Raw genomic sequence first — 23,751 nt, 5'->3', positions numbered from 1 at the left:
AGTTCCGGAGGATGCGCCTTGATGGGCATGACGCAGGGCGGGTGCGGAGGAGCCCGGCCAACACCGGGAAACCTGTGCACCCGCCCCAAGAGCGGACGTTCGACGTAATCCGCACACCGCTGTCCGATCAGCGGACGCGCCGGTGGGGCTCAGTAAGCCCTTGCCACGATCGCGATCGTGCCGGGGGCGTCGTCGGTGAGCGGCACGGAGCCGTCCTCGGCGACCAGGCAGCGCACCGAAACGCCCTGCTCGGCGAGTTTCGCCTCGCCTTCGGGTCCCAGGTCGGCCCACGGGATACGGGCCCAGCCGGTGGCCGCCGCCTCGGCCGCCTCGCCGATGGTGGCGACGTCCACGGTTCGGGACGTACGGCGCTCGCGGGACTCCCGCAGCAGCGTCGCCTGGTCCTCCTGGAGCACCGTGGGCAGCAGCGAGACCAGGCTGTCGATGGCGACCGGCGTCTTGCCGCCGGGGATCCGGCGGGCCAGCATCGCGGTGCCCGCCTCCAGGTCGCGCGGGCCGATCTCGACCCTGACCGGTACGCCCTTGAGCTCCCAGTCCACCGCGCGGCGGCCGAACGGGGTGTCGGTGCGGTCGTCCACCACGACCTTGATGCCGGCCGCCGCCAGCTGCTCGCCCAGTTCGCGCACCTTGGCGAGGACCGCGTCGTCCTCCTTGATCGCCAGCACCACGACCTGGACGTGCGCCAACTGCGGCGGCACCCGCAGCCCGTTGTCGTCGCCGTGCATCATCACCAGGGCGCCGATCATCCGGGTGGTGCTGCCCCAGGACGTCTGCCAGACGTACTCCTGGGCGCCGTCCTTCGACAGGTACTGGGTGTGGAACGCCTTGGCGAAGTTCTGGCCCAGTTCGTGGCTGGTGCCCAGCTGCAGCGCCTTGCCGTCACCCATCATCCCCTCCAGCGTAAGGGTGTTGATGGCGCCGGCGAACCGCTCCTTGGGCGTCTTGCGGCCCAGCACCACGTCCATCGCCAGGACGTTCTCCATGAAGTCGGCGTAGACGTCGCGCTGGATCCGGGCGGCGTAGTCGCGCGCGTCCTCGTACGTGGCGTGCGCGGTGTGCCCCTCCTGCCAGAGGAACTCGGTGGTGCGCAGGAAGAGCCGCGGCCGCAGCTCCCAGCGGACCACGTTCGCCCACTGGTTGATCAGCAACGGCAGGTCCCGGTAGCTCTGCACCCACTTGGAGAAATACTCGTTGATGATCGTCTCGGAGGTGGGCCGGACGACGATCGGCTCCTCCAGCTCCTTGCCACCGGCGTGCGTGACCACCGCGAGCTCCGGCGCGAACCCCTCGACGTGCTCCGCCTCGCGGGTGAGGTACGACTGCGGGATGAAGAGCGGGAAGTACGCGTTCTGCGCGCCGGCCGACTTGATCCGCGCGTCCATGTCCTGCTGCATCCGCTCCCACAGGCCATAGCCGTAAGGCCGGATGACCATGGTGCCGCGCACCGGTCCGTTGTCGGCCAACTCGGCCTTGTTGATCAGGTCCTGGTACCAGCGCGGGAAATCGTCCGCCTGGGGCGTGAGAACGGGAGCCTTTGCCATGGAGGCGATGGTACGGCCCCCCGCGCGCGGAGCGTGAATCGGTGGCCGGGCGGAGACTGTGCGCCAAAATTAGCAAGAACGGTACTTCTGGGGCCTGGACGGGGGCTGGATTCCGCAGTTGTCTGGCTCTCGGGGGACGTGTGCGGCACGCAGGGACCACGGGGGGGAAGGCGCACCACGCTGCTGATTGGGGCTTCGATGGCACCTACGCTCTATCGCGGTACCAGGCCCGGTGCGGAGGGCAGGGCGAGAGACTGGGCGGAGATCCAGGAACGGATGCTCGTTCCGCTCTACGAGACGGTGTACGACCGGCTGGAGGTCGGCCCGTACACGCGTTTGCTGGGACTGGACTGCGGCACCGGTCTGGCCCTGCTGCTGGCGGCCCGCCGAGGGGCGGACGTCACCGGCTGCGACACCGACGAGACCCGGCTGGCGGTGGCCCGGGAGCGGCTGCTGCCCGATCCCGCGCGGTGCTCCCGTGAACCCGTCCCCCGACTGCTGCCCGGCACCCCGCGCGACCACGCGCTCGGCGGCGGCTTCACCGTGATCACCGCTCTCGACCCCGCGGCCCCGGCCGCCGGACTGGAACCCGCCCTGTCCGCCGCGGCGGCCGGCGCCGCGCCCGGCACCACCGTCGTGCTGGCCGGCTGGGGACCGCCCGAACGCTGCGCCACCTCACGGGTGTTGCGGATGGCCGCCCGGCTGGCCGAACCCCGCGGACCCCGCCTGCACGACATCCGCCTCAGCGGCCGTGACGACCTTGAGGACCTGGCCCGGTCCGCGGGTCTGCGGCCGGACGGCTCCGGCCGTGTCTCGTGCCCCTTCGGCTACTCCGACCTGAAGAGCGCCGTCCGCGGTCTGGTCTCCACCGGCGTCTTCGACGCCGCCATCGACGCCACCGACCGCCAGCAGGTGGACAAGGAGATCGCCGAGGCCCTCCACCCCTACCGCCGTCCGGGCGGCACCATCCGGATGGAAAACGTCTTCCGCTACCTCATAGCCCGGGTCTGACCGGACCCGCGCGGCCCACCGGACCCGCGCGGCCCGCCGGAATCCGGTGGCGGGAGCCCACCGCCTCCGCGAGGGTGGCGCCATGCCCACCGTGTTCTCCCCGGTACCTCGACATCCGTCCGGCTGCTGAAAGCCGGCCGCCAGAAGGTCCGCTACGCCGCCGCCGTACTCCACGACGACGGCGTACGGATCGGCGTCACCGCCCCCTGGGCGCTGCCGCGGGTACGGGACTTCGGCTTCGTCCGCTTCGAACCCGGCGACGTCTTCACCGAGCACTACTGGCGCGACCGCTGGTACGCGGTCAAGGAGGTCCGGGGCCCGGGCGGCCGGCTCAAGGGCTGGTACTGCGACATCACCCGGCCCGCGGTGGTCACCGACGACGGCGTGTGCGTGGAGGACCTGGACCTCGACCTGTGGCGGTCCGCGGACGGCGGCACCGTGCTGCGGCTGGACGAGGACGAGTTCGCGCGCAGCGGCCTCGCGGTCCGCGACCCCGAGGCGGCCGGCCGGGCGCTGGGCGCGCTGGAGGAACTGGAAGCGCTTGCCCGCGGCGGCGGGTTCAGCGCTCTGCTGGCCGGCTAGGCGGACAGGCCCGGCCACTCCTCGGCGGTCAGCGCGAAGCGCTCATGGTCCCGCCAGGCGTCGTTGATGAAGAGCATCCGCGGTGAGAAGCCTTCGTGCCGGAACCCCAGGCGCTTCGCCATCGCCAGCGAACGGGTGTTGTCCGGCTGGACGTTGATCTCCAGCCGGTGCAGGCCCAGGCCGTCCGGGTAGCTGGTGAAGCAGCGGTCCACGACCAGCCGCATGCCCTCGCTCATCCGCCCGGTGCCGTTGTACGGCAGGTAACTGTCGTAGCCCAGCGAGGCGTTGCGGAAGCGGGCGCGGACGATGTTGGCGACATTGCACTTGCCGACGATGCCGCCGTCCTCGTCGTTCACGATGAGGAAGGTGCGCAACTCCAGTCCCTGCCGGCGCATCAGCTCGTGGAACCCGTCCGGATCGACCGGGTTCCACGGGCTGAGGTGCGCCACCGACCGCAGGACCGCTTCGCGCAGCGCCGCGGCGTCGTCCGGGTGGGGCGGCCGGATCGAGACCCGCATCAGCCCATGAACTTCTTGAAGTCCTCGGGCAGTTCGAAGTCCTTGCCGCCGGTGCCGCCCGGCAGGCCGAACGGGTTGCTGCCCTGCTGCGGCTCCTCGGCCTGCTGCTCGCGGCGGGCCGCGGCCGCCGCTGCCTCGGCCTTGCGCTTCATCGGGTTGCCCGACTGGCGCTTGCCCTTGGCCTGCTTCTGCTGCTTCTTCTGCCGGCCGGGACCGCCGCCCATCCCGGGGACGCCCGGCATGCCCGGCATGCCGCCGCCCTGTGCCATCCGGGACATCATCTTGCGGGCGTCGAAGAACCGCTCCACCAGGCCCTTGACCGCGCTGACCTCGACCCCGGAGCCGCGGGCGATCCGGGCCCGGCGCGAGCCGTTGATGATGTGCGGGTCGGCCCGCTCGCCGGGGGTCATCGACTTGATGATCGCCGCGGTGCGGTCGACGTCCTTCTCGTCCAGGTTGTTGATCTGGTCCTTGATCTGGCCCATGCCCGGCAGCATCCCGAGCAGCTTGGAGATCGAGCCCATCTTGCGGACCTGCTCCATCTGCTCCAGGAAGTCGTCGAGCGTGAACTCCTTGGGGCCCTTCGCCAGCTTGGCCGCCATCTTCTCGGCCTCGGCCTGGCTGAAGGTCTGCTCGGCCCGCTCGATCAGCGACAGCACGTCGCCCATGCCGAGGATGCGCGACGCCATCCGGTCCGGGTGGAAGGCGTCGAAGTCGTCGAGCTTCTCGCCGTTGGAGGCGAACATGATCTGCTTGCCGGTGACGTGCGCGATGGAGAGCGCGGCGCCGCCGCGGGCGTCGCCGTCCAGCTTGGACAGGACCACCCCGTCGAAGCCGACGCCGTCCCGGAACGCCTCGGCGGTGTTCACCGCGTCCTGGCCGATCATCGCGTCGACCACGAAGAGGATCTCGTCCGGCCGGACCGCGTCACGGATGTCCGCGGCCTGCTGCATCATCTCCTGGTCGACACCCAGGCGGCCCGCGGTGTCCACCACCACGACGTCGTACTGGCGGCTCTTGGCGAACTCGATGGAGTCGCGGGCGACCTTCACCGGGTCGCCGACGCCGTTGCCCGGCTCGGGTGCGAAGACCGCGACGCCGGCCCGCTCGGCGACCACCGAGAGCTGGTTGACCGCGTTGGGCCGCTGGAGGTCGCAGGCGACCAGCAGCGGGGTGTGGCCCTGCTTGTGCAGCCACTGTCCGAGCTTGCCGGCCAGCGTGGTCTTACCGGCGCCCTGGAGGCCGGCCAGCATGATCACGGTCGGCGGCTGCTTGGCGAAGCGCAGCCGGCGGGTCTCGCCGCCGAGGATGGTGACGAGTTCCTCGTTGACGATCTTGATCAGCTGCTGCGCGGGGTTCAGCGCCCGGGACACCTCGGCGCCCAGCGCGCGCTGCTTGACGTTGGCGATGAAGGCCCGGACCACCGGCAGGGCGACGTCCGCTTCCAGCAGGGCGATCCGGATGTCCCGGGACGTGGCGTCGATGTCCGCCTCGGACAAGCGCCCCTTGCCCCGGAGGGTCTTGAAAGTATTGGCGAGGCGATCGGAGAGGGTATCGAACACGGTGGTTGCAGATCCTCGTCGTCAGGGGTGGGCACAGTCGCCTTCCAGGGTATCCGCCCCGGCGGCCGAGCAGCCCACGCCTGCCGGAACCGGCGGAAACCAGGCCCCCGCGGCCTACCGCAGCGCCTCCTCCACCTGCCGGGCCACCTCCGTCGCCCGGGCCTGCGGCAGCGGGCTGCCGTCCTTGCCGACGACGTAGAAGGCGTCGACCGCGTTGGCGCCCAGCGTGGAGATGCGGGCCGAGCGGATGGTGACCGCGGCGGCGGTCAGGGCCAGGCCGATCCGGTGCAGCAGCCCGGGGGCGTCGTGGGCGCGTACCTCCAGCACGGTGGCGGTCTGCGAGGTGCTGCCGGGGGCCACCGAGACCCGGGGCGGCGGCGGGGTGATGCCGCGGCGGCGCGGGTAGGCGGCCTCGCGTTCGGCCAGCCGGGACTCGATGTCCAAGGTGCCCTCGAAGGCGCGGGCCAGGTCGGTACGGAGCCGTGCCACCTCGGGCAGCGCGCCGTACTCCGCGGAGACCCGCCAGCTCAGCAGCGCCACATGTCCCTCACCGATGGGGTCGAAGGCCCGCAGGTCGGCGGCGCGGACGGTGAGCCGGTGCATCGCAAGGACGCCGGCCGCCTCGGCGATCAGGCCGGGCCGGTCCGGCGCGGCCAGCAGCAGCTCCACACCGAGCGCCTGCTCGCGGGCCTCGCCCTCGCCCTCGGGCTCGGTGTGGGCGTGCAGCGCCAGCACCGGGCCGCCGGTGCGGGCGGCCTCGATGGCCAGGCGCTCCTCCTCGGCGGTGGGCTGGCTGTCGCCGCTGTCCGGCAGCGCGCCGGTGTCGAGCGCTCCGGCCACCCGCTCCACCAGGTCGGCCAGGAGCGAGGCCCGCCAGGTGCTCCAGGCGGCCGGCCCGGTGGCGAGCGCGTCGGCCTCGGTGAGCGCGGCCAGCAGCTCCAGGGTGGAGGTGTCGCGTACGGTCTCGGCGACCATGCGAACGGTCTCGGGGTCGTCCAGGTCACGCCGGGTGGCGGTCTCGATGAGCAGCAGGTGGTGGCGGACCAGCAGCGCGAGGGTGTCGACGTCGGCGCTGTTGAAGCCGATCCGCACCGCGACGTCGCGGGCGATGGTCTCGCCGGCCTCGCTGTGGTCGCCGGGCCAGCCCTTGCCCATGTCGTGCAGGAGCGCGGCGGTCAGCAGCAGGTCGGGGCGGCCGACCCGGCGGGTGAGCCCGGCGGCCTGCACGGCGGTCTCGACCAGGTGCCGGTCGACGGTGAAACGGTGGACGGCGTTGCGCTGCGGGCGGCAGCGGACCCGTTCCCAGTCCGGGATCAGCCGGGTGATCAGGCCCTCGGCCTCCAGCGCCTCCCACACCAGGACGGTGGACTCGCCGGCGCCGAGCAGGGTGAGCAGCTGCTCGCGGGCCTCCGCGGGCCACGGCACGGGCAGCGGCCGGGCGGTCGCGGCCAGCCGGCGTACCGCGTGGATGGACAGCGGCAGCCCGGCCTGGGCGGCCGCGGCGGCGGCCCGCAGCACCAGGACGGGGTCACGCTCGGGCTTGGCGGGCAGCGCGAGGACCGCCTCGCCCTCCAGCTCCACGACGCCGTCGGCGAGCGGGACGCGCTCGGGAGTGGCCTCGGGCAGGTTGCGGCTGCGGCCGAGCAGGCCGCGGCGGCGCGGGCGGGCTTCGCGGGAGCGCAGCACCCGGCCCACCTCGCGCCAGGTGACGTCGGAGGCGTAGGCGATCCGGCGGCCGGCTTCGTAGACCTCGCGCAGCAGTGTGTCGGCGTCGAGCAGGCCGAGGGAGTCGGCGACCTGGTCCTGCTCCTGGAGGGAGAGGCGGTCGGTGGCCCGGCCGGTGACCAGGTGGAGGGCGTCGCGGGCGTCCAGCAGCCGGGTACGGGCCTCCTCAAGGCCCTCACGGGGGGCGTCGGCGAGCCAGGACGCGGCGACCGCCCGCAGGGCGGTGGCGTCCCGCAGACCGCCGCGGGCCTCCTTGAGGTCGGGTTCCAGCAGGTAGGAGAGCTCACCTTGGCGCTCCGCGCGCTCCAGGCACATCTCGTGCAGGGCGGGGAGCCGTTTGGGGGCCTGGTTGCGCCACTCGGTGAGCACGGCGCTGCGCAGCGTGGAGGTGAGCGCCGGGTCGCCGGCGATGTGCCGGGCGTCGAGCAGGCCCAGTTGCACCTTGAGGTCCTCGGCGGCGGCCTTGCGGGCTTCCGCGGGGGTGCGGACGGAGTGGTCCAGGGCGACGCCGAGGTCCCAGACCGGGTACCAGATGCGGTCGGCCAGCGCGCCGACCGACTTCTGGGAGTCGTGCAGCAGCACCAGGTCGAGGTCGCTGCGGGGGGACAGCTCGCCGCGGCCGTAGCCGCCGACCGCCATCAGGGCGTAGCCGGTGGTGCCGGTGGCCGCGGCGGCTTCGGTGGCGAGCGAGGCGAGCCACTGGTCGGTGAGGCCGGCCAGGGCGGCGCGGCGCGGCGGCCCGGACTGCGTCTCCTCGGTGAGGAGACGCAGCCGGGCCGCCGCGTAACTGCCGTCCTGCGCTTCGACGCTTTCGGTCACTCGTTCTCCAGCGCTGGAATGTTCAACGGTCAGAGCGCGTCGGGCCCGCGCTCGCCGGTGCGGACCCGGACGGCCGTGTCGACCGGGATGCTCCACACCTTGCCGTCACCGATCTTGCCGGTTCGGGCGGCCTTGACGATGACCTCGATCAGCTGATCCGCGTCGGCGTCCTCGGTGAGGACCTCGATCCGGATCTTCGGCACCAGGTCGACGGTGTACTCGGCGCCACGGTAGACCTCGGTGTGGCCGCGCTGCCTGCCGTAGCCGCTGGACTCGGTGACGGTCAGACCGTGCACCCCGAACGCCTGCAGGGCTTCCTTGATCTCGTCGAGCCGGTGCGGCTTGACGACGGCGGTGATGAGTTTCACGCGTCCACCTTCTTGGTCCCGACAGCCTCGATCAGGTCACCCGGCACCGCCGAGCTCGCGGCGCTGCCGACCCCGGAGAAGTCGTAGGCGGTCTCGGCGTGCTCGCTCTGGTCGATGCCGTTGACCTCGACCTCTTCGGTGACCCGGAAGCCGATCGTCAGGTCGATCGCCTTGGCCAGGATGGCGGAGACGACCAGCGAGTAGCCCAGGACCGAGAAGACACCGATCGCCTGCTTGCCCAGCTGGTCCCAGCCCCCGCCGTAGAAGACGCCCTTGACGTCCTGCCCGACACCACCGGTGGCCAGGAAGCCGATCAGCAGCGAGCCGACGATACCGCCGACCATGTGGACACCGACCACGTCGAGCGAGTCGTCGTAGCCGAACTTGTACTTCAGGCCGACCGCCGCGGCGCAGGCGACGCCGGCGAGGACGCCGACACCGATGGCACCCAGCGGGCTGACCGAGGCACAGGACGGGGTGATGGCGACCAGGCCGGCCACCGCGCCGGACGCGGCGCCCAGGGTGGTGAAGGAGCCGTGCCGCAGCCGCTCGTAGAGCAGCCAGCCGATCATGGCCGCGGCGGTGGCGATCTGGGTGTTGATGAACGCGGTCGCGGCCACACCGTCGGAGGTGACCTCGGAGCCCGCGTTGAAGCCGAACCAGCCGAACCACAGCAGGCCGGCACCGAGCATCACCCACGGCATGCCGTGCGGACGCATCGGGTCACGCTTGAAGCCCTTGCGCTTGCCGATCACCAGGATCACACCGAGGGCCGCGGCACCGGCGTTGATGTGCACCGCGGTACCACCGGCGAAGTCGATGACGCCCTTCTGGCCGAGCCAGCCACCGCCCCAGACCCAGTGGGCGACCGGGAAGTACACCGCGGTGACCCACAGGGCGATAAAGATCGACCAGGAGACGAACTTGACCCGGTCGGCGAGCGCCCCGCTGATCAGCGCGGGGGTGATGACGGCGAACATGAGCTGGAACGCGGCGAACGCGAACACCGGGGTCCCGGTGGCACCCCACAGGGCGTCCGGCGCGATGTCCCGCAGGCCGAGCCAGCTGGTGCCACCGAGGAATCCGCCGTTGTCACCGTCGAACGCGAAGCTGAAACCGTATGCGGTCCACAGCAGGGTCACGATCCCCAGGCTGATAAAACTCATCATCAGCATGTTCAAGGTGCTCTTGACCCGGACCATGCCGCCGTAGAAGAACGCCAGGCCCGGCGTCATCAGCATGACGAGCGCGGAGCTCAGCAGCAGAAAGGCGGTATTTCCGGTGTCAAGTTTGGGCGCATCCGCGGCAAGTGTGATGATGGCTGGTGCCATCGGCGTCTCCTCGTCATCCGAACGGCCCGTGCGGGCGGTGCAAAGTGGGCCGGTTTTCGCCATGAGGTTGGCTCAGCCGGGTTTCCTACGATGCCGCACGGTGTTTCACCGTCGTGACGAAGAAGTCGCGTGTGTTACGCCAAGATGAACCGTCCCGCACTGTGGTGGAAGGATGTATACGGGTTACGGGTGGGGCTGGGCGGGCGTTCCGATCAGTGTCACGTCATGGTCACGCCGACTCGGCGACTTCCGGAAGTTCCTCCGAAAGGCGGTCGGCCAGCCGGGTCACGGCGGCCACTCCGGCGAAGTCCCGTACCGCCGTGCGGGTGGTCTTCCGGATACGGGTATTGACCCGCTCGGAGCGGACCCGCTTGGCCACGGTGATCGCCCGGTCGGTGAATTCGGCGGCCGCCTCCGGCTCCTGCATCAGCAGATGGACGGTGCCCATCCCGACCAGGTTGAGGGCGTACGCGCGCTGGTGGACCGGGTCGTCGCGGAAGCCCTCGACGGCCATCGCCATCTCGGGGTGCGCGAGGGTGGCGTAGGTGGGGCTGCGGCCGGCCACATAGGCGAGATCGCGGTAGGAGTGGGCATTCTCCGCGTGCAGCTCGGCCTCGTTGAAGAAGCTGATCCAGGCGGGGTTCTCGTCCGCGCGGCCGTCGGCGAAGGTGTCCTCGGCCAGCCGGACCGCGCGGTGGCACTTGTTGACCTGGCCCATGTTGGCGTACGCGCGGGCCTCCAGCGCGTGCAGCATCGACTGGGTCGTGGCGCTGGCGGTCTCGCGGCTGCCGTACTGGGCGAGGTGGATGAGCTCCAGGGCGTCGTCGGGGCGCTCCAGATGGATCATCTGGCGGCTCATCGAGGAGAGGATGAACGCGCCCAGCGGCCGGTCGCCGGCTTCCCGGGCCGCGTGCAGCGCGAGCACCAGGTACTTCTGGGCGGTGGGCTGCAGACCGACGTCGTAACTCATCCAGCCGGCCAGCGCGGCGAGGTCGGCGGTGATCCGGTAGAGCCGGCGGGAGACCGCTTCGGGGTGCGGCTCCTGGAGCAGGTCGGTGACTTCGTGCAGCTGGCCGACCACCGCTTTGCGGCGCAGGCCGCCACCGCACTGGTTGTCCCACTCGCGGAACATCACCGCGGTGGATTCGAGGAGTTGCAGCTCCTGCTCGGAGAGCCGGGAGGGCCGGCCGCCGCTGTCCCGGGCGGCGGAGACCACCGCGGTGGGGGCGCCGGACGGGGAGTTGGGCACCAGCCAGCGCTGCATCGGCTCCAGCAGCGCGGGTCCCGCGGAGAGCGCGAGCGAGGTGCCGAGGAAGCCGCGCCGGCCGAGCATCAGGTCGCTGCGGGAGAACTCGTTGATCAGCTGGACGGTCTGCGGTCCCGCCCACGGCAGGTCGACGTCACCGCCGGCCTGCGGCTGGTGCGCCGAGCGCAGGCCGAGGTCCTCGATCGGGACGACGCAGCCGAAGCGCTCGGAGAACAGCTCGGAGAGGATGCGGGGAATCGGCTCCCGCGGCTGCTCGCCGTCGAGCCAGCGCCGCACTCTGGAGGTGTCGGTGCTGACGTGGTGGGCACCCAGCTGCCGTGCCCGGCGGTTGACCTGCCGCGCCAACTCTCCTTTGGACCAGCCACTGCGCACGAACCACGAGTTCAGTTGCGCATTGGGCTCTTTCTCCACTGTGGCGCCCACGGCCAAGCCCCCATCCCGCTTCTGTCAAACCCTTGGATACCAGGGTCTGTTGAGCCCTGTCGCGCAATCCGCAGGATCAGCTGCGGCCGATCGTGCGGAGCGCGGATGCCTCCGGCATAACCGGGCGAGCACACGAATCACCGCTGGGGACCCATCGACTGAACGTAGTCCTACCATCACCCGTCCGGCGACCGCTGTCCCGGAAACGCCACCATTCGCCACCCCTTCGAATGAACTCGACCGCTGTCTCTCACGATTCACTTGACACATGCCGATCAGATGAGGTCAGGCGAGTGCGTAACCATCGGCGGCGGCGATCCGTTGGAGGTGTCATGGTGTTCACGATCGGCAGCATGCGGGAGATGCGACAGCAGCGGACCGGCGTGCGGAACGCCGCCCGGGTGGCGGCGCTCGCCGGCGTACGCAACAGCGCGCGGCGCAGGACACGCGCCGGCGTGTGCCTCAATGTCGCGGAGTACACCGGCCTCTGCGGCTGGGCGGTGGTCCCCGGCGCGCGGGTGGCCCGCGGCGGCTCGGACTGCTCGTGCGGGAATTCCGGGTGCGCGGAGCCAGGGGCGCATCCACTGGCCTTCGCCGGTGAGATCCCGGCCGGCACCGCGATGGAGGCGGCCACCGAGGCGTGGGCCCGGGTGCCGGGTGCGGCGGTGCTCCTCCCGGTGGGCGGCTCCTTCGACATCATCGACGTGGCCGAGGCCACGGGCCGCCGGGCGCTGGTCCGGCTGGAGCGGATGGGGCTGCGGCTCGGCCCGGTGCTGCTCACCCCGGCCGGCCGCGCGCAGTTCTTCGTGGCACCGGGCGCCGCCGCCGAACTCCCCCATCTGCTCTACCGGATGGGCTGGGACGACGCGCAGCTCGACCTGCGCTGCCTGGGCCCCGGTGACCACGTCACCGCGCCGCCCTCCGACCTGGGCGGTCTCGGCCCGGTCCACTGGCTCCGCGAGCCCCGCCTCGACGCGATGCAGCAGCCGCCCGAGGCCCGCCTGCTCCTCGGCACCCTGGCGTACGTCAGCCACCGGGACCAGGCGTACGCCTGAGGACGCGCGAGGGGCGCCCCCGTACGGGCGGGCGCCCCTGCCACCTGCGCGGAACCGGCTCGCTGCGCCGGGCTCCGTCCGGCCTACTCCCCGATGAGGGCGTCCACGAACGCCTCGGCCTCGAACGGGGCCAGGTCGTCCGCGCCCTCACCCAGACCGACCAGCTTCACCGGAACGCCCAGCTCACGCTGGACCGCCACCACGATGCCGCCCTTGGCCGTACCGTCCAGCTTGGTCAGGACGATGCCGGTGATGTCCACCACTTCCGCGAAGACACGGGCCTGGACCAGGCCGTTCTGGCCGGTGGTCGCGTCGAGGACGAGCAGCACCTCGTCCACCGGGCTCTGCTTCTCCACCACCCGCTTGACCTTGCCCAGCTCGTCCATCAGACCGGTCTTGGTGTGCAGCCGGCCCGCGGTGTCGATGAGCACGGTGTCGGCGCCGGCCGCGATGCCCTCCTTGACCGCGTCGAAGGCGATGGACGCCGGGTCGCCGCCCTCCGGCCCGCGCACGGTGCGCGCGCCGACCCGTTCGCCCCAGGTCTGGAGCTGGTCGGCGGCGGCGGCGCGGAAGGTGTCGGCGGCGCCGAGGACGACGCTGCGTCCTTCGGCGACCAGCACCCGGGCGAGCTTGCCGGTGGTGGTGGTCTTCCCCGTCCCGTTGACGCCGACCACCAGCACGACCGCGGGGGTCTCCTCGTGGCCCTCGGTGTGCAGGGTGCGGTCGAAGGTCGGGTCGACCAGCGTGATCAGTTCCTCGCGGAGCAGCGCGCGCAGTTCCTGCGGGGTCCTGGTGCCCAGCACCCTGACCCGGGTGCGGAGCCGTTCGACCAGTTCCTGGGTGGGGGTGACGCCGACGTCGGCGGTGATGAGGGTGTCCTCGATCTCCTCCCATGTGTCGTCGTCGAGCCGTTCCCGGGAGAGCAGCGTGAGCAGGCCCTTGCCCAGCGAGTTCTGCGAGCGCGACAGCCGGGAGCGCAGCCGGATCAGCCGGCCGGCGCCGGGCTCCGGCACCTCGATGGCGACGGGTTCCGCGGCGGCTGCCGCCTCCTCCGCCTCGGGGGCGGCGGTCGCCCCCGGCAGGGGCACTTCTTCGATGGTCCGGCGGGTTTCTTCCCGCGGGGGCTCCGCCTCGTCCCCGATCTGCGGTTCGGCGGGAGGCGTGGTGATCTTCGGGGAACTGGGGGGCGTGGGCGGCAGCTGCTTCTTGCGGCGGCTGCCGATCACCAGCCCGCCGGCCCCGAGGACCACGACCACGGCGATGACGACGACAAGGATCACAATTTCCATAACCACCCCAGTATCAATGAAAGCCGCTGGGCATCATCGCATCCTCGTTTTCGCCACCCGCCCGTCGCCGGGCGTCAGCCCATTTCCTCCAGCGTCTTGCCCTTGGTCTCCTGGACGAACTTCAGCACGAAGGGGATGGAGAGCAGCGCGAAGCAGGTGTAGATGACGTAGGTGGCCGAGAGGTTCCAGTCCGCCAGGCTCGGGAAACTCGCGGTGATCGCCCAGTTGGCGATCCACTGGGCCGAGGCGGCCACGCCCAGCGCCGCGGCGCGGATCTTGTTCGGGAACATCTCACCGAGGAAGACCCAGACCACCACGCCCCAGGACAGGGCGAAGAAGAGGACGAAGACGTGGGCCGCGATCAGCGCCACCGTGCCCTGCGCGTTCGGCAGCGTGGCCCCGTTCTTGGCGGAGAACGCCCACGCCTCCAGGGCCAGCGCGACCGCCATGCCGGACGAGCCGATGAGCGCCAGCGGGCGCCGTCCGATGCGGTCCACGAAGATGATCGCGATCACTGTGCCGATGATGTTCACGATCGAGGTGGTGAAGGAGTAGAAGAACGAACTGCTCGGGTCGATGCCGACCGACTGCCACAGCGTGGAGGAGTAGTAGAAGGCCACGTTGATGCCGACGAGCTGCTGGAACGCGGACAGGCCGATGCCGATCCAGACGATCGGCAGGAAGCCGAACCGGCCGCCGAGCAGGTCCCGGAAGCTGGACTTGTGCTCCCGCTTCATCGCCGTCTCGATCTCGGCGAGCCGCGCGTCCAGGCCGATGGACTTGTCCTCGACGTCGGCGAGCACGCCCCGGGCCTCCTGCTTGCGGCCGACGGCGATCAGGAAGCGCGGCGACTCGGGGATGGCGAAGGAGAGCAGCCCGTAGATCACCGCGGGGATGACCATCACGCCGAGCATCACCTGCCATGCCTCCAGGCCGATGATCTTGCCGCGCTGGTCGCCGTTCGCGCCCTGCAGGATGGCGTAGTTCACCAGCTGGGAGACGGCGATGCCGAGCACGATCGCGGCCTGCTGGAAGGAGGCGAGCCGGCCGCGGTAGGCGGGCGGGGAGACCTCGGCGATGTAGGCGGGGCCGATGACGGAGGCCATGCCGATCGCGAAACCGCCGATGATCCGCCAGAAGGCCAGCTCCCACAGGGCGAAGGGCAGCGCCGAGCCGACCGCGCTGATGGTGAACATCACAGCGGCGATCTGCATGCACCGGATACGGCCGATGCGGTCGGCGATCCGGCCGGCCACCGCGGCGCCGATCGCGCAGCCGATCAGGGCGATGGCGATGACCTGGGCCAGTTCACCCGAACCGATGTGGTACTTGTCACGGATCGCCTCGACCGCGCCGTTGATGACGGAACTGTCGTAGCCGAAGAGGAAGCCGCCCATCGCTGCGGCGGCCGTGATGAAGATGACATGGCCGAGATGTTCCGGAGCCGGGGTGTGGTCCGTCGTATCGGGCGGTGTCGCGGTGCGGGTCAAGGGGTCTCCTCGGGCTCGGCGGTGAGCCCTCACATGAGGGTCTGGATCTACAAGTGCCGGCCGACCTCGTATCGGCCACCACCGGAACGTCTGGGCATCTTCGGCAGGAGTATGCCTAAGAGTTTCGAAGCCACGGCGGCCCTGGGGAGACCTGAGGAGCCCACACGGAGGGGGCAAAGCCGGAAAATCGTACGCCAGAGCATAGCCCGAACGGGCCAGTGCGTTCACCTTGCGAAGACAGGGGTGTCCCGCCACCCGTCAGACGGCGGCCTTCTTGCCGTCCCGCAGCCGCTGGCTGATCACTTTCGACACCCCGTCACCTTGCATCGATACGCCGTACAGGGCGTCGGCGACTTCCATCGTGCGCTTCTGGTGGGTGATGACGATCAACTGCGAACTCTCCTGGAGCTCCTCCATGATCCGGATCAGTCTCTGCAGGTTGGTGTCGTCCAGCGCCGCCTCGACCTCGTCCATCACATAGAACGGGCTCGGCCGGGCCTTGAAGATCGACACCAGCATCGCCACCGCGGTCAGCGAACGCTCACCGCCCGACAGCAGCGACAGCCGCTTGACCTTCTTCCCGGGCGGCCTGGCCTCAACCTCGACACCCGTGGTGAGCATGTTCTCCGGGTCGGTGAGGAAGAGCCGGCCCTCGCCGCCGGGGAAGAGCCGGGAGAAGACGCCCTCGAACTCGCGGGCGGTGTCGTGGAAGGCCGCGCTGAAGACCTGTTCCACCCGCTCGTCCACGTCCTTGATCACCTGCAGCAGGTCGGCGCGCGTCCTGCGCAGGTCCTCCAGCTGCTCGGTGAGGAACTTGTGCCGCTCCTCCAGCGCCGCGAACTCCTCAAGTGCCAGCGGGTTGACCTTGCCGAGCTGCGCGTACGCCTTCTCCGCGGCCTTCAGCCGCTTCTCCTGCTCGGCGCGGACGTACGGGACGGGCTGGTTGCGCGGGTGCTCCGAGTCCTCGGGCAGGATCTCGCCCTCGGCGGCCGGTGACGGCGGCACCGGCAGCCCGGGGCCGTACTCGGCGACCAGCCCGGCGGGCTCCATGCCGTGCTCCTCCAGCGCCCTGGCCTCCAACTGCTCGATCCGCAGCCGCTTCTCGGCGCCCAGCACCTCGCCCTTGTGCACATCGCCGGTGAGCTTGTCGAGTTCGCCCTTCAGCTCCCGGCCGCGGCGCCGCTCCTGACCGAGGGCCGCTTCCCGCTCGGTGCGGGCGTGTTCGGCCGCTGCCCGCTCGGCCTCGGCCCGCCCGAGCGAGACCTGCACACAGTCCAGCAGCCCGCGGGCGCCCGCCACCACCGCCGCGGCCACCGACGCCTCGTAGGCCAGCCGGGCCCTGCGCTGCTCGGCCCTGGCGCGGGTCTCGCGTTCGGCGCGGGCCGCCCGGTCCAGTCCGTCGGCGCGGCCGGCCAGGCCCTTGACCCGCTCCTCGTGGGTACGGACCTGGAGTCTGGCCTCCATCTCGGTCTGCCGCGCGTTGGCGCCGTCGGCGGCAAGCCGGTCACGGACGTAGGTGTCCGGTTCCTCGTCGCCGGGTTCCTCCTGGGCCTCGCTGAGCCGGTAGGAGAGCTCCTCCACCTCCTCGCGGGCCGCGGCCAGTGCCTCCTCGGACCGTACGACGGCCGCCGCCGCCCGGTCGGCCTCGCCCGCCGCGGCGCGGGCCTGGCCGCCGAACCGGCCGAGCTGCTGGGCCACCGAGGACTTCTCCTTCTCCGCGGCCCGGCGCCGCTGCGCCAGTTCCTCCACCGCCCTGGCCGCGCCGGCCCGCCGCTCCTTGGCCGTCTGCTGCCGCTCGGCCAGTTCGGCGCAGAGCTCCTCCAGCCGGGCCAGCTCGGCGGTGGCCTCGTCCACCTGGGCCTGCACCTCCAGCACGCTGGGCGCCTTCGCCGAACCGCCCTGCGCCAGGTGCGCGGCCAGCACGTCGCCCTCCGCGGTCACCGCGGTCAGGGCCGGGTGCCGTATCACCAGGGCCTCGGCCTCGGCGAGCGTCCCGACGACCACCACACCTGCCAGCAGCCGGCGTACCGCGGGCTCCAACTCGCCCTCCGCGGTGACGAGTCCGGTGGCGAGCCGGGCGCCGGGCGGAAGGTCGGGGCCGGGCCCGGCGTCCTGAGGCGGTTCCGGGGCGCCGGCGAGCAGCAGCGCGGCGCGGCCCGCGTCCTCCTTACGGAGCAGCCGCAGCGCCTCGGCGGCGGCCGAAGGGCTGGGAACGACGACCGCGTCGGCGGCGGCGCCCAGCGCCGCGGCGACCGCGATCTCGTAGCCGGGGGTGACATGCAGCAGCGTCGCCGCGGAGCCGAGCACTCCCGGCTTGCCGAGCAGCGCTCCGGTGCCGTCCTTGCGGCGCAGCGCCGGGGCGAGCGCGTCCCGGCGGGCGGTGACGCCGGCGCGCTGCCGTTCCGCGGCGGTGGCGGCCTCCCGGGCGGCGCTGAAGTCCTCCTCGGCGGCGGCCTGCTCGGCGCGGGCGGTCTCGTAGCGGGCTTCCAGTTCGGAGTCGTCGGCGTCGAGCCCTTCGACCTGGGCGCGCAACTCCTCGTACTCCGTCTGGGCGGATTCGGCGCGCTCCCTGGCCTCGTCGCGGGCCGCGGCGAGCCGGCCGATCTCGGCCTCGGCGGCGACCGCCTTGGAGCGGGCCGCGTTGACCTGGCCGTTCAGCCGGGCCAGGCCCTCGCGGCGGTCGGCGATGGCGCGGGCGGCGGCCTTGAGCCGGGTCTCCTCCTCCGTCAGACGGCGTTCCAGCTCCGCCCGGTGGCCGATGGTGTCGTCCAGCGCGCGCTGGGCGGCGTCCAGCGCCTCGCTCAGCTCGGCCTCCTGCTCGCGGATCCGCGCGGCCTCGCGTTCCATGTCCTCCGGGTCGCGGCCCCTGCGCTCCTCGGCGGGCTGGCCGGTGGCGTGCCGGTGGCGCTGCTCGGCCAGGCCGATGGTGCCGCGGACCCGTTCGGAGAACTGGGAGAGGGCGTACCAGGTGGCCTGGGCGTCGTTGACCCGCGGGGTGAGCGCCCGTACCTGCTCTTCCAGGTGGGCCTCGCGGCGCAGGGCTTCGGTGAGTTCGGCCTCGACGGTGTCGCGGCGCTCCTTGAGCGCGGCCTCGTCGGCGACCTCGGCGCTCAGCGCCTCCCGCAGCGTCACCAGGTCGTCGGCGAGCAGCCGGAGCCGGGCGTCGCGCAGGTCGGCCTGGATGACGGCGGCCCGGCGGGCGACCTGGGCCTGCCGGCCGAGCGGCTTGAGCTGGCGGCGCAGTTCCGCGGTCAGATCGGTCACCCGGGCGAGGTTGGCCTGCATCGCGTCCAGCTTCCGCAGCGCCTTCTCCTTGCGCTTGCGGTGCTTGAGGACGCCGGCCGCCTCCTCGATGAAGGCGCGGCGGCCCATCGGGTCGGCGTGCAGCACCGAGTCGAGCTGGCCCTGGCCGACGATGACGTGCATCTCCCGGCCGATGCCGGAGTCGGAGAGCAGTTCCTGGATGTCCAGCAGCCGGCAGGTGTCACCGTTGATCTGGTACTCGCTGCCACCGTTGCGGAACATGATCCGGGTGATGGTGACCTCGGTGTACTCGATCGGCAGCACGCCGTCGGAGTTGTCGATGGTCAAGGAGACCTCGGCCCGGCCCAGCGGAGGCCGGCCGGTGGTCCCGGCGAAGATGACGTCCTCCATCTTGCCGCCGCGCAGCGACTTGGCACCCTGCTCGCCCATGACCCAGGAGAGCGCGTCGACCACGTTGGACTTGCCGGACCCGTTGGGGCCGACGACGCAGGTGATTCCGGGTTCGAAGCGCAGGGTCGTCGCCGAGGCGAATGACTTGAAACCGCGCAACGTGAGGCTTTTGAGATGCACGCCGGTCGACTCTACTAGGGCTGCTCGGTTTCACCCATGAATGTGCAGGGCACACCAGACGTAGAGCTTGACGGTTCGGGGTACGGGAGGCGTTGCAGCGGCCAGCATCCGGGTGGGAGAAGACGAAGGGACGCCGAAGCGTCCCTTGTATTGACTGCGGGCCGAGCTTGCCGCAGTCTTCACGCGGTGTCCGGGACACCCGTCCGGTGAGACCGGATCAGGCGGGTACGGGCTCCGCGCGAACTACGTCGAGGCTGCTGAGCAGCGACTCTTCACGCGAGGCGACAGCCAGGGCGTCGTTCTCCGCCTGCATCCGGACGAGCTCGGATTCCAGGTCCTGAACACGCTGCTGCAGCCTTCGCATCTCGGCGAGGAGTCGCGGGTCGGGACCGCCGACGTAACCGAGAAGCGCCTTTGCCATGATGGATGGTCCTCCACGCTGAGTGACCGACCGAAGCGGTTTGGGTCGTGGGTGAGGGTTGCTTTCACTCCCGCGCACGGTGTGTGACTACGCCGTGACCGCCGCTTATCACGCATTGGGGCCACTATGCGCGGGGCTTCCAGAGTCTCACCAATTAGTGGGACGGTCAACACGATCACAGCCCAGCCGTCGGGTCCGCCTCAGAAAACACGGCGCTGACTGCGCCGCGGGCTGCCCGTCGGGCTTCGAGATCATCCTCGATGCGGGCAGCCTGACACGGCATCCGTCATATGGCAACAGGTTGTGCTCACCGGATCTGAAAACTGTGGTAGCCGCCGCGCGGCTCCCCCCAGATTTCGGTCACTCCGTCGACGCGCCCGGGCGTGTCGCCGTCGCGAAGCCAGTCGAGCAGCTGTTGGCACTGGTCGCGGGGGCCTTCGGCGACGACCTGGACCCTGCCGTCGTCCAGATTGCTCACGTAGCCGGCGGTGCCGCCGATCTCCAGCGCGGTCGCGCGGGTCCACCAGCGGAACCCGACGCCCTGCACCCGGCCGCGTACCCACGCGGTGAGCCGGACATTTTCGTTCATGTACGCACGCTATCCCTCCCGTTGCGGCCGGAGCGCGCCGGAAAGCACCGTCGGCGGGCGTCATTCGCTACAGTCGCCCACCGATGGAACTTCACTCGTTCGGGTTACGGACGAGGGGCGGGTCCCGACCGGCAGGCGGAGCAGTGAGGAGCGCGGAAGATGGGGCGACACGGCGGTCATGCGCAGCCGGCAGCACCTCAGCCCGGCCCCCGTAGCCACCGTGGCCGCCGTAAGCACCACCCGGTACGCACCGGGCTGCTGGCGACCTCGGCGGTGATGGCGGTGGGCGCGGTCGCGGCGTCCTCCGGGCTGCTGTCCGGAGTGGCCGGCCGGCTGCCGGACCTGAACGGCCCGGTCGGCGGTACCCAGGCGGACGGCCCGGGGCCCGCGATGCCCGGCAGCGACATACCCTCGCCGCTGGGCGGTGAGACCGCGACGCCGACCGGCAGCGGCACCGGCACCGGCACCGCCACCCCGTCGGCGGGCACGCCCAGCGGCACCACGGCCACCCCGAAGGCCAGCGCCACCCCGACCCGCACCACCGCGCCGCCGACCACCCGGCCGGCTCCCACCCCGACCCGTACCACCGCGGCGCCGACGACTCCGGTCGTGACCTCCGCCCCGCCGCGCGCCACCCCGGTGCAGACCCCGGCCACCACCGACGCGGTCAGCGCGGCCCGCGCCCAGATCCTCTCGCTGGTCAACGAGCAGCGCGCGACCGCCGGCTGCAAGCCGCTGACCGCCAGCTCCCCGCTCGACACGCTGGCCCAGAACTTCAGCGACGAGATGGCCGCCCGCGGCTTCTTCGACCACACCGACCCCGACGGCAAGGACCCTTGGGACCGCGCCAAGGCTCTCGGCATCACCAACCTCGGCGGCGAGAACATAGCCCGCGGCCAGGCCGACGCACAGGCCGTCATGGACGCCTGGATGAACAGCCCCGGCCACCGCGCGAACATCCTCAACTGCGACTACACCACCCTCGGCATAGGCATCCACTTCGGCACGGGCGGCCCCTGGTGGACCCAGGACTTCGGCTTCTGACCCGCCACGGGGCGGCGGGTCGGCCCAGAGTGCCGGCCGGGCGCGGAAGGCGCTGATTCATGCGCGGGCCGCGAGGTGCGGGTCAGGGGTGCGGGGCGGGGCGTGGGGGTTTTTGGCAGTGGGGGCAGAAGTAGCTGGAGCGGTTCATCCAGGGGCGGCGGCGGATGGGGGTGCCGCAGCGGTGGCAGGGGAGGTCCTCGCGGCCGTAGACGTCGAGGGAGCGGTCGAAGTAGCCGGACTCGCCGTTCACATTGACGTAGAGGCTGTCGAAGCTGGTGCCGCCTGCGGCCAGCGCGTCGCCCATCACCTCACGGATGTGGGTGAGGAGTTCCGCGGTGCGCGGGCGGGTCATGGTCGCGGTCGGCCGCTCGTAGTGCAGCTTCGTGCGCCACAGCGACTCGTCGGCGTAGATGTTGCCGACCCCGCTGATCAGGGACTGGTCCAGCAGCGCCCGCTTGATGGTGGTGCGCTTGCGGCGCAGCGCCGCGTGGAAGGCGTCGTCGTCGAACGCCGGGTCGATCGGGTCGCGGGCGATGTGCGAGAGCGGCTGCGGCAGCTGCTCCGGGTCGCCGGGCACCGTGTCGTGCAGACTGAGCCCGCCGAAGGTCCGCTGGTCCACAAAGCGGAGGTCGGTGCCCTCGCTGTCGTCGAAGGTGATACGGACCCGCAGATGGGTTTCCGCGACCGCGTCCACCGGGCGGATCAGGAACTGGCCGCTCATCCCGAGGTGGGCGACCATCGCGGTGCCCTCCTCCAACGGCACCCACAGGTACTTGCCCCTGCGGTGGGCCTCGCCCAGCACCGAGCCTCGCAGGGACTTGGCGAAGTCGTCAGGGCCGGCCGCGTGACGGCGCACCGCGCGCGGGTGCAGCACGCTCACCTCGGCGACGGTACGGCCGCTCGCCCAGGTCGCCAGGCCGCGCCGTACGACTTCCACTTCCGGCAGTTCCGGCACGGGTCTCCTCTGTCACGGACGTGGGGCGCCTGCCAGGGGCGCTGGGGCTCCCCGGACTGAGCCCGGGAGGAGAACCGCGCGGCCGGCTGGCAACCGGCCCGTCGCCGGCCACGACAGCGACAGCTTTTTCCGGCCGGCGACGGGGTGCGTGCCCTGTCGCCGGCCGGTCGCTCGGTCCCGCGCGCTCCCAGCAGCGGAGCGCGGCGCACCCCGCTAGGGGGTGGCGGGGGTCTTGCGGATGCTGCGCCAGGCGGCCTCGGCCGCCTGCTGCTCCGCTTCCTTCTTGCTGCGGCCGGTGCCGGTGCCGTACTCGACACCACCGACGCGGGCGGCAGCCGTGAAGGTCTTCTCGTGGTCCGGGCCGGATTCGGTGACACCGTATTCGGGGACGCCGAGCCCTTCGGACGCGGTGAGTTCCTGCAGCGAGGTCTTCCAGTCCAGGCCCGCGCCCAGGTTGGAGGACTCCTCGATCAGGGGGTCGAAGAGACGGTGCACGAGGGCGGAAGCCGCGTCGAGGCCCTGGTCCAGATAGACCGCCCCGATCACCGCCTCCAGGGTGTCCGCGAGGATCGACGCCTTGTCCCGGCCGCCGGTTCCCTCTTCGCCCCGGCCGAGCCGGATGAACGCGCCCAGGTCGAGCCCGCGGCTGACCCCTGCCAGGGCCCGCGAGTTGACCACCGCGGCCCGCAGCTTGGCCAGTTGGCCCTCGGGCAGGTCGGGGTGGGTGCGATAGAGGGTGTCGGTGACCACCAGGCCGAGCACGGAGTCCCCGAGGAACTCCAGCCGCTCGTTGGTGGGCAGCCCGCCGTTCTCGTACGCGTACGAGCGGTGGGTCAGCGCACGTACCAGAAGGGCGGGTTCGAGGTGATACCCGAGCCGCCCTTCCAGAATCGTGTGGGACGAGGCTTTGTCCGCGGCCTTGTGCGACGTCGTTGCGTGTGACGTGGAAGACGTTGAGGACACTGTGCCTGTCACCTGCCGATCAGACCTCGAGGACCTGACGACCGTTGTACGTGCCGCAGTTCGAGCACGCGATGTGCTGGAGCTTCGGCTCGTGGCAGCGCTCGCACGCCACCAGGCTCACGGGCGCAGCCTTCCACTGCGAACGGCGGTGGCGCGTGTTGCTGCGCGACATCTTCCGCTTCGGAACAGCCACGGCTATTTCTCCTGGTTCTCGTCGGCACCGTCGCCGGTGCCGTTCAGCTGGGTGGGATCGGTCAGACCCGGGTGCAGATCCTTCAAGGCCGCCCAACGGATGTCGGTGACCTCGTGGTGGTGGTCCGGGTCGTCGGCGAGCCGGGCTCCGCACTCGGAGCACAGGCCCGGGCAGTCGTCCCGGCACACCGGCTGCAGCGGCAGTGCGAGCACCACCGCGTCGCGCAGCACGGGTTCGAGGTCGAAAAGATCGTCCTCGAGTTCAAGCGCGTCCTCGTCCTCGGCGTCGTCACCGGCTTCGTCCCTGCGGGCGGTCCTGGTGTCGGCGTCGGGGTAGGAGAACATCTCCTGGAACTCCGCGTCGAGCTCGCGCTCGACCGGCTCCAGACACCTTACGCACTCCCCTGTGACCGGTGCATGGGCGGTGCCGGTGACCAGCACACCCTCCATGACCGACTCCAGGCGGAGCGCCAGCTCGACGGTGGCGCCCTCCGGCACCCCGATGACATCGACGAGGCCGAGGTCCTTGGGGGCCGGCACCGAGCGGGAGACCTTCTTCATCGCACCAGGACGACGACCCAGCTCGTGTGTGTCGAACACAAGAGGGTTGCGGTGGTCGAGGCGGGTGTTCAGGGCTTCCTCTTTCATCGGTACGGCCTGTCCGGCGCCTTCTGGGCGGCGGGCAGGCCAAAGCGCCGGCGATTCACACGGCTGGAAGTGACAGGATACTGGACGCGCCGCCCCGGCCCAA

At 71.3% G+C, this 23,751-nt stretch carries 20 protein-coding genes; 4 read left to right on the top strand and 16 right to left on the bottom strand.

The window, feature by feature from the left end:
* Nucleotides 1-149: 149 nt before the first annotated feature.
* Nucleotides 150-1,562, bottom strand: coding sequence for a proline--tRNA ligase (gene proS, locus OG552_RS26555; protein ID WP_329137072.1), 1,413 nt, complete (start codon nucleotides 1,560-1,562; stop codon nucleotides 150-152).
* Nucleotides 1,563-1,760: 198 nt separating this feature from the next.
* Here proS and OG552_RS26550 point away from each other — a divergent pair, with 198 nt between their 5' ends.
* Entirely contained in the window at nucleotides 1,761-2,573 is an 813-nt protein-coding gene (locus OG552_RS26550) for a class I SAM-dependent methyltransferase (protein WP_329137070.1), read from the top strand.
* A gap of 123 nt (nucleotides 2,574-2,696) precedes the next feature.
* Nucleotides 2,697-3,155, top strand: coding sequence for a DUF402 domain-containing protein (locus OG552_RS26545; RefSeq protein WP_329141150.1), 459 nt, complete (start codon nucleotides 2,697-2,699; stop codon nucleotides 3,153-3,155).
* On the opposite strand, the gene OG552_RS26540 is transcribed toward OG552_RS26545, so the two are convergent.
* The 6 genes from OG552_RS26540 to nsdA form a co-directional block, all read right to left on the bottom strand.
* Nucleotides 3,152-3,673, bottom strand: coding sequence for a GNAT family N-acetyltransferase (locus tag OG552_RS26540; protein ID WP_329137068.1), 522 nt, complete (start codon nucleotides 3,671-3,673; stop codon nucleotides 3,152-3,154). The two genes, OG552_RS26545 and OG552_RS26540, sit on opposite strands and share 4 nt — an antisense overlap.
* Complete coding sequence (gene ffh / locus OG552_RS26535) at nucleotides 3,673-5,235, bottom strand: signal recognition particle protein (RefSeq protein ID WP_329137066.1); 1,563 nt, start codon at nucleotides 5,233-5,235, stop codon at nucleotides 3,673-3,675. Before ffh ends, OG552_RS26540 begins: the two co-directional genes overlap by 1 nt.
* Nucleotides 5,236-5,349: 114 nt before the next feature.
* Nucleotides 5,350-7,779 (bottom strand): [protein-PII] uridylyltransferase, encoded by a 2,430-nt coding sequence (locus OG552_RS26530; protein WP_329137064.1) that lies wholly within the window; start codon nucleotides 7,777-7,779, stop codon nucleotides 5,350-5,352.
* Nucleotides 7,780-7,808: 29 nt separating this feature from the next.
* Entirely contained in the window at nucleotides 7,809-8,147 is a 339-nt protein-coding gene (locus OG552_RS26525) for a P-II family nitrogen regulator (RefSeq protein ID WP_329137061.1), read from the bottom strand.
* Nucleotides 8,144-9,478 (bottom strand): ammonium transporter, encoded by a 1,335-nt coding sequence (locus tag OG552_RS26520; protein ID WP_329137059.1) that lies wholly within the window; start codon nucleotides 9,476-9,478, stop codon nucleotides 8,144-8,146. The genes OG552_RS26525 and OG552_RS26520 overlap by 4 nt, the downstream gene beginning before the upstream one ends.
* 229 nt (nucleotides 9,479-9,707) lie before the next feature.
* Nucleotides 9,708-11,174, bottom strand: coding sequence for a transcriptional repressor NsdA (nsdA, locus tag OG552_RS26515; protein ID WP_329137057.1), 1,467 nt, complete (start codon nucleotides 11,172-11,174; stop codon nucleotides 9,708-9,710).
* Between the two features lie 326 nt (nucleotides 11,175-11,500).
* Here nsdA and OG552_RS26510 point away from each other — a divergent pair, with 326 nt between their 5' ends.
* Nucleotides 11,501-12,223 carry a bifunctional DNA primase/polymerase gene (locus tag OG552_RS26510; protein WP_329137055.1) on the top strand — a complete coding sequence of 241 codons (723 nt, stop codon included), beginning with the start codon at nucleotides 11,501-11,503 and terminating at the stop codon, nucleotides 12,221-12,223.
* Between the two features lie 83 nt (nucleotides 12,224-12,306).
* Here OG552_RS26510 and ftsY read toward each other — a convergent pair whose 3' ends face one another.
* The 5 genes from ftsY to OG552_RS26485 form a co-directional block, all read right to left on the bottom strand.
* Nucleotides 12,307-13,512 carry a signal recognition particle-docking protein FtsY gene (gene ftsY, locus OG552_RS26505; RefSeq protein ID WP_329137053.1) on the bottom strand — a complete coding sequence of 402 codons (1,206 nt, stop codon included), beginning with the start codon at nucleotides 13,510-13,512 and terminating at the stop codon, nucleotides 12,307-12,309.
* A gap of 74 nt (nucleotides 13,513-13,586) precedes the next feature.
* Entirely contained in the window at nucleotides 13,587-15,002 is a 1,416-nt protein-coding gene (locus OG552_RS26500) for a sugar porter family MFS transporter (RefSeq protein WP_329137052.1), read from the bottom strand.
* A 258-nt stretch (nucleotides 15,003-15,260) separates the two neighbouring features.
* The gene (smc, locus tag OG552_RS26495; protein ID WP_329137050.1) at nucleotides 15,261-18,836 is read right to left on the bottom strand and encodes a chromosome segregation protein SMC; all 3,576 of its coding nucleotides are present in this window, start codon (nucleotides 18,834-18,836) and stop codon (nucleotides 15,261-15,263) included.
* 217 nt (nucleotides 18,837-19,053) lie between these two features.
* On the bottom strand, nucleotides 19,054-19,257 hold the full coding sequence (locus OG552_RS26490; protein WP_329137048.1) for a hypothetical protein: 204 nt from the start codon (nucleotides 19,255-19,257) through the stop codon (nucleotides 19,054-19,056).
* A 307-nt stretch (nucleotides 19,258-19,564) separates the two neighbouring features.
* A complete protein-coding gene (locus tag OG552_RS26485; RefSeq protein ID WP_329137046.1) occupies nucleotides 19,565-19,846 on the bottom strand; it encodes an acylphosphatase in 282 nt (93 codons plus the stop codon).
* A 159-nt stretch (nucleotides 19,847-20,005) separates the two neighbouring features.
* On the opposite strand from OG552_RS26485, the gene OG552_RS26480 reads away from it, so the two are divergent.
* Nucleotides 20,006-20,890 carry a CAP domain-containing protein gene (locus OG552_RS26480; RefSeq protein ID WP_329137044.1) on the top strand — a complete coding sequence of 295 codons (885 nt, stop codon included), beginning with the start codon at nucleotides 20,006-20,008 and terminating at the stop codon, nucleotides 20,888-20,890.
* A gap of 82 nt (nucleotides 20,891-20,972) precedes the next feature.
* Here OG552_RS26480 and mutM read toward each other — a convergent pair whose 3' ends face one another.
* The 4 genes from mutM to OG552_RS26460 all read right to left on the bottom strand — a co-directional run bounded on the left by mutM (nucleotide 20,973) and on the right by OG552_RS26460 (nucleotide 23,648).
* Nucleotides 20,973-21,845 (bottom strand): bifunctional DNA-formamidopyrimidine glycosylase/DNA-(apurinic or apyrimidinic site) lyase, encoded by an 873-nt coding sequence (gene mutM / locus OG552_RS26475; protein WP_329137043.1) that lies wholly within the window; start codon nucleotides 21,843-21,845, stop codon nucleotides 20,973-20,975.
* 213 nt (nucleotides 21,846-22,058) lie between these two features.
* Nucleotides 22,059-22,820, bottom strand: a complete 762-nt coding sequence (gene rnc / locus OG552_RS26470) for a ribonuclease III (protein ID WP_443071037.1) — start codon at nucleotides 22,818-22,820, stop codon at nucleotides 22,059-22,061.
* A gap of 7 nt (nucleotides 22,821-22,827) precedes the next feature.
* Nucleotides 22,828-23,001 (bottom strand): 50S ribosomal protein L32, encoded by a 174-nt coding sequence (rpmF, locus tag OG552_RS26465; protein WP_329137039.1) that lies wholly within the window; start codon nucleotides 22,999-23,001, stop codon nucleotides 22,828-22,830.
* A gap of 2 nt (nucleotides 23,002-23,003) precedes the next feature.
* Complete coding sequence (locus OG552_RS26460) at nucleotides 23,004-23,648, bottom strand: YceD family protein (protein WP_329137038.1); 645 nt, start codon at nucleotides 23,646-23,648, stop codon at nucleotides 23,004-23,006.
* Nucleotides 23,649-23,751: the final 103 nt, after the last annotated feature.

Source organism: Streptomyces sp. NBC_01476 (genome assembly GCF_036227265.1).
GTDB lineage: Bacteria > Actinomycetota > Actinomycetes > Streptomycetales > Streptomycetaceae > Actinacidiphila.
The sequence above is the reverse complement of the archived record's forward strand: the minus strand, read 5'-3'. Positions and strand labels throughout refer to the sequence as shown.

Coding starts and splice junctions, on each gene's coding strand:
- proS (WP_329137072.1), bottom strand. CDS start 1,562: ATGGCAAAGGCTCCCGTTCTCACGCCCCAGGCGGACGATTTCCCGCGC.
- OG552_RS26550 (WP_329137070.1), top strand. CDS start 1,761: ATGGCACCTACGCTCTATCGCGGTACCAGGCCCGGTGCGGAGGGCAGG.
- OG552_RS26540 (WP_329137068.1), bottom strand. CDS start 3,673: ATGCGGGTCTCGATCCGGCCGCCCCACCCGGACGACGCCGCGGCGCTG.
- OG552_RS26520 (WP_329137059.1), bottom strand. CDS start 9,478: ATGGCACCAGCCATCATCACACTTGCCGCGGATGCGCCCAAACTTGAC.
- OG552_RS26510 (WP_329137055.1), top strand. CDS start 11,501: ATGGTGTTCACGATCGGCAGCATGCGGGAGATGCGACAGCAGCGGACC.
- ftsY (WP_329137053.1), bottom strand. CDS start 13,512: ATGGAAATTGTGATCCTTGTCGTCGTCATCGCCGTGGTCGTGGTCCTC.
- OG552_RS26490 (WP_329137048.1), bottom strand. CDS start 19,257: ATGGCAAAGGCGCTTCTCGGTTACGTCGGCGGTCCCGACCCGCGACTC.
- OG552_RS26485 (WP_329137046.1), bottom strand. CDS start 19,846: ATGAACGAAAATGTCCGGCTCACCGCGTGGGTACGCGGCCGGGTGCAG.
- OG552_RS26480 (WP_329137044.1), top strand. CDS start 20,006: ATGGGGCGACACGGCGGTCATGCGCAGCCGGCAGCACCTCAGCCCGGC.
- OG552_RS26460 (WP_329137038.1), bottom strand. CDS start 23,648: ATGAAAGAGGAAGCCCTGAACACCCGCCTCGACCACCGCAACCCTCTT.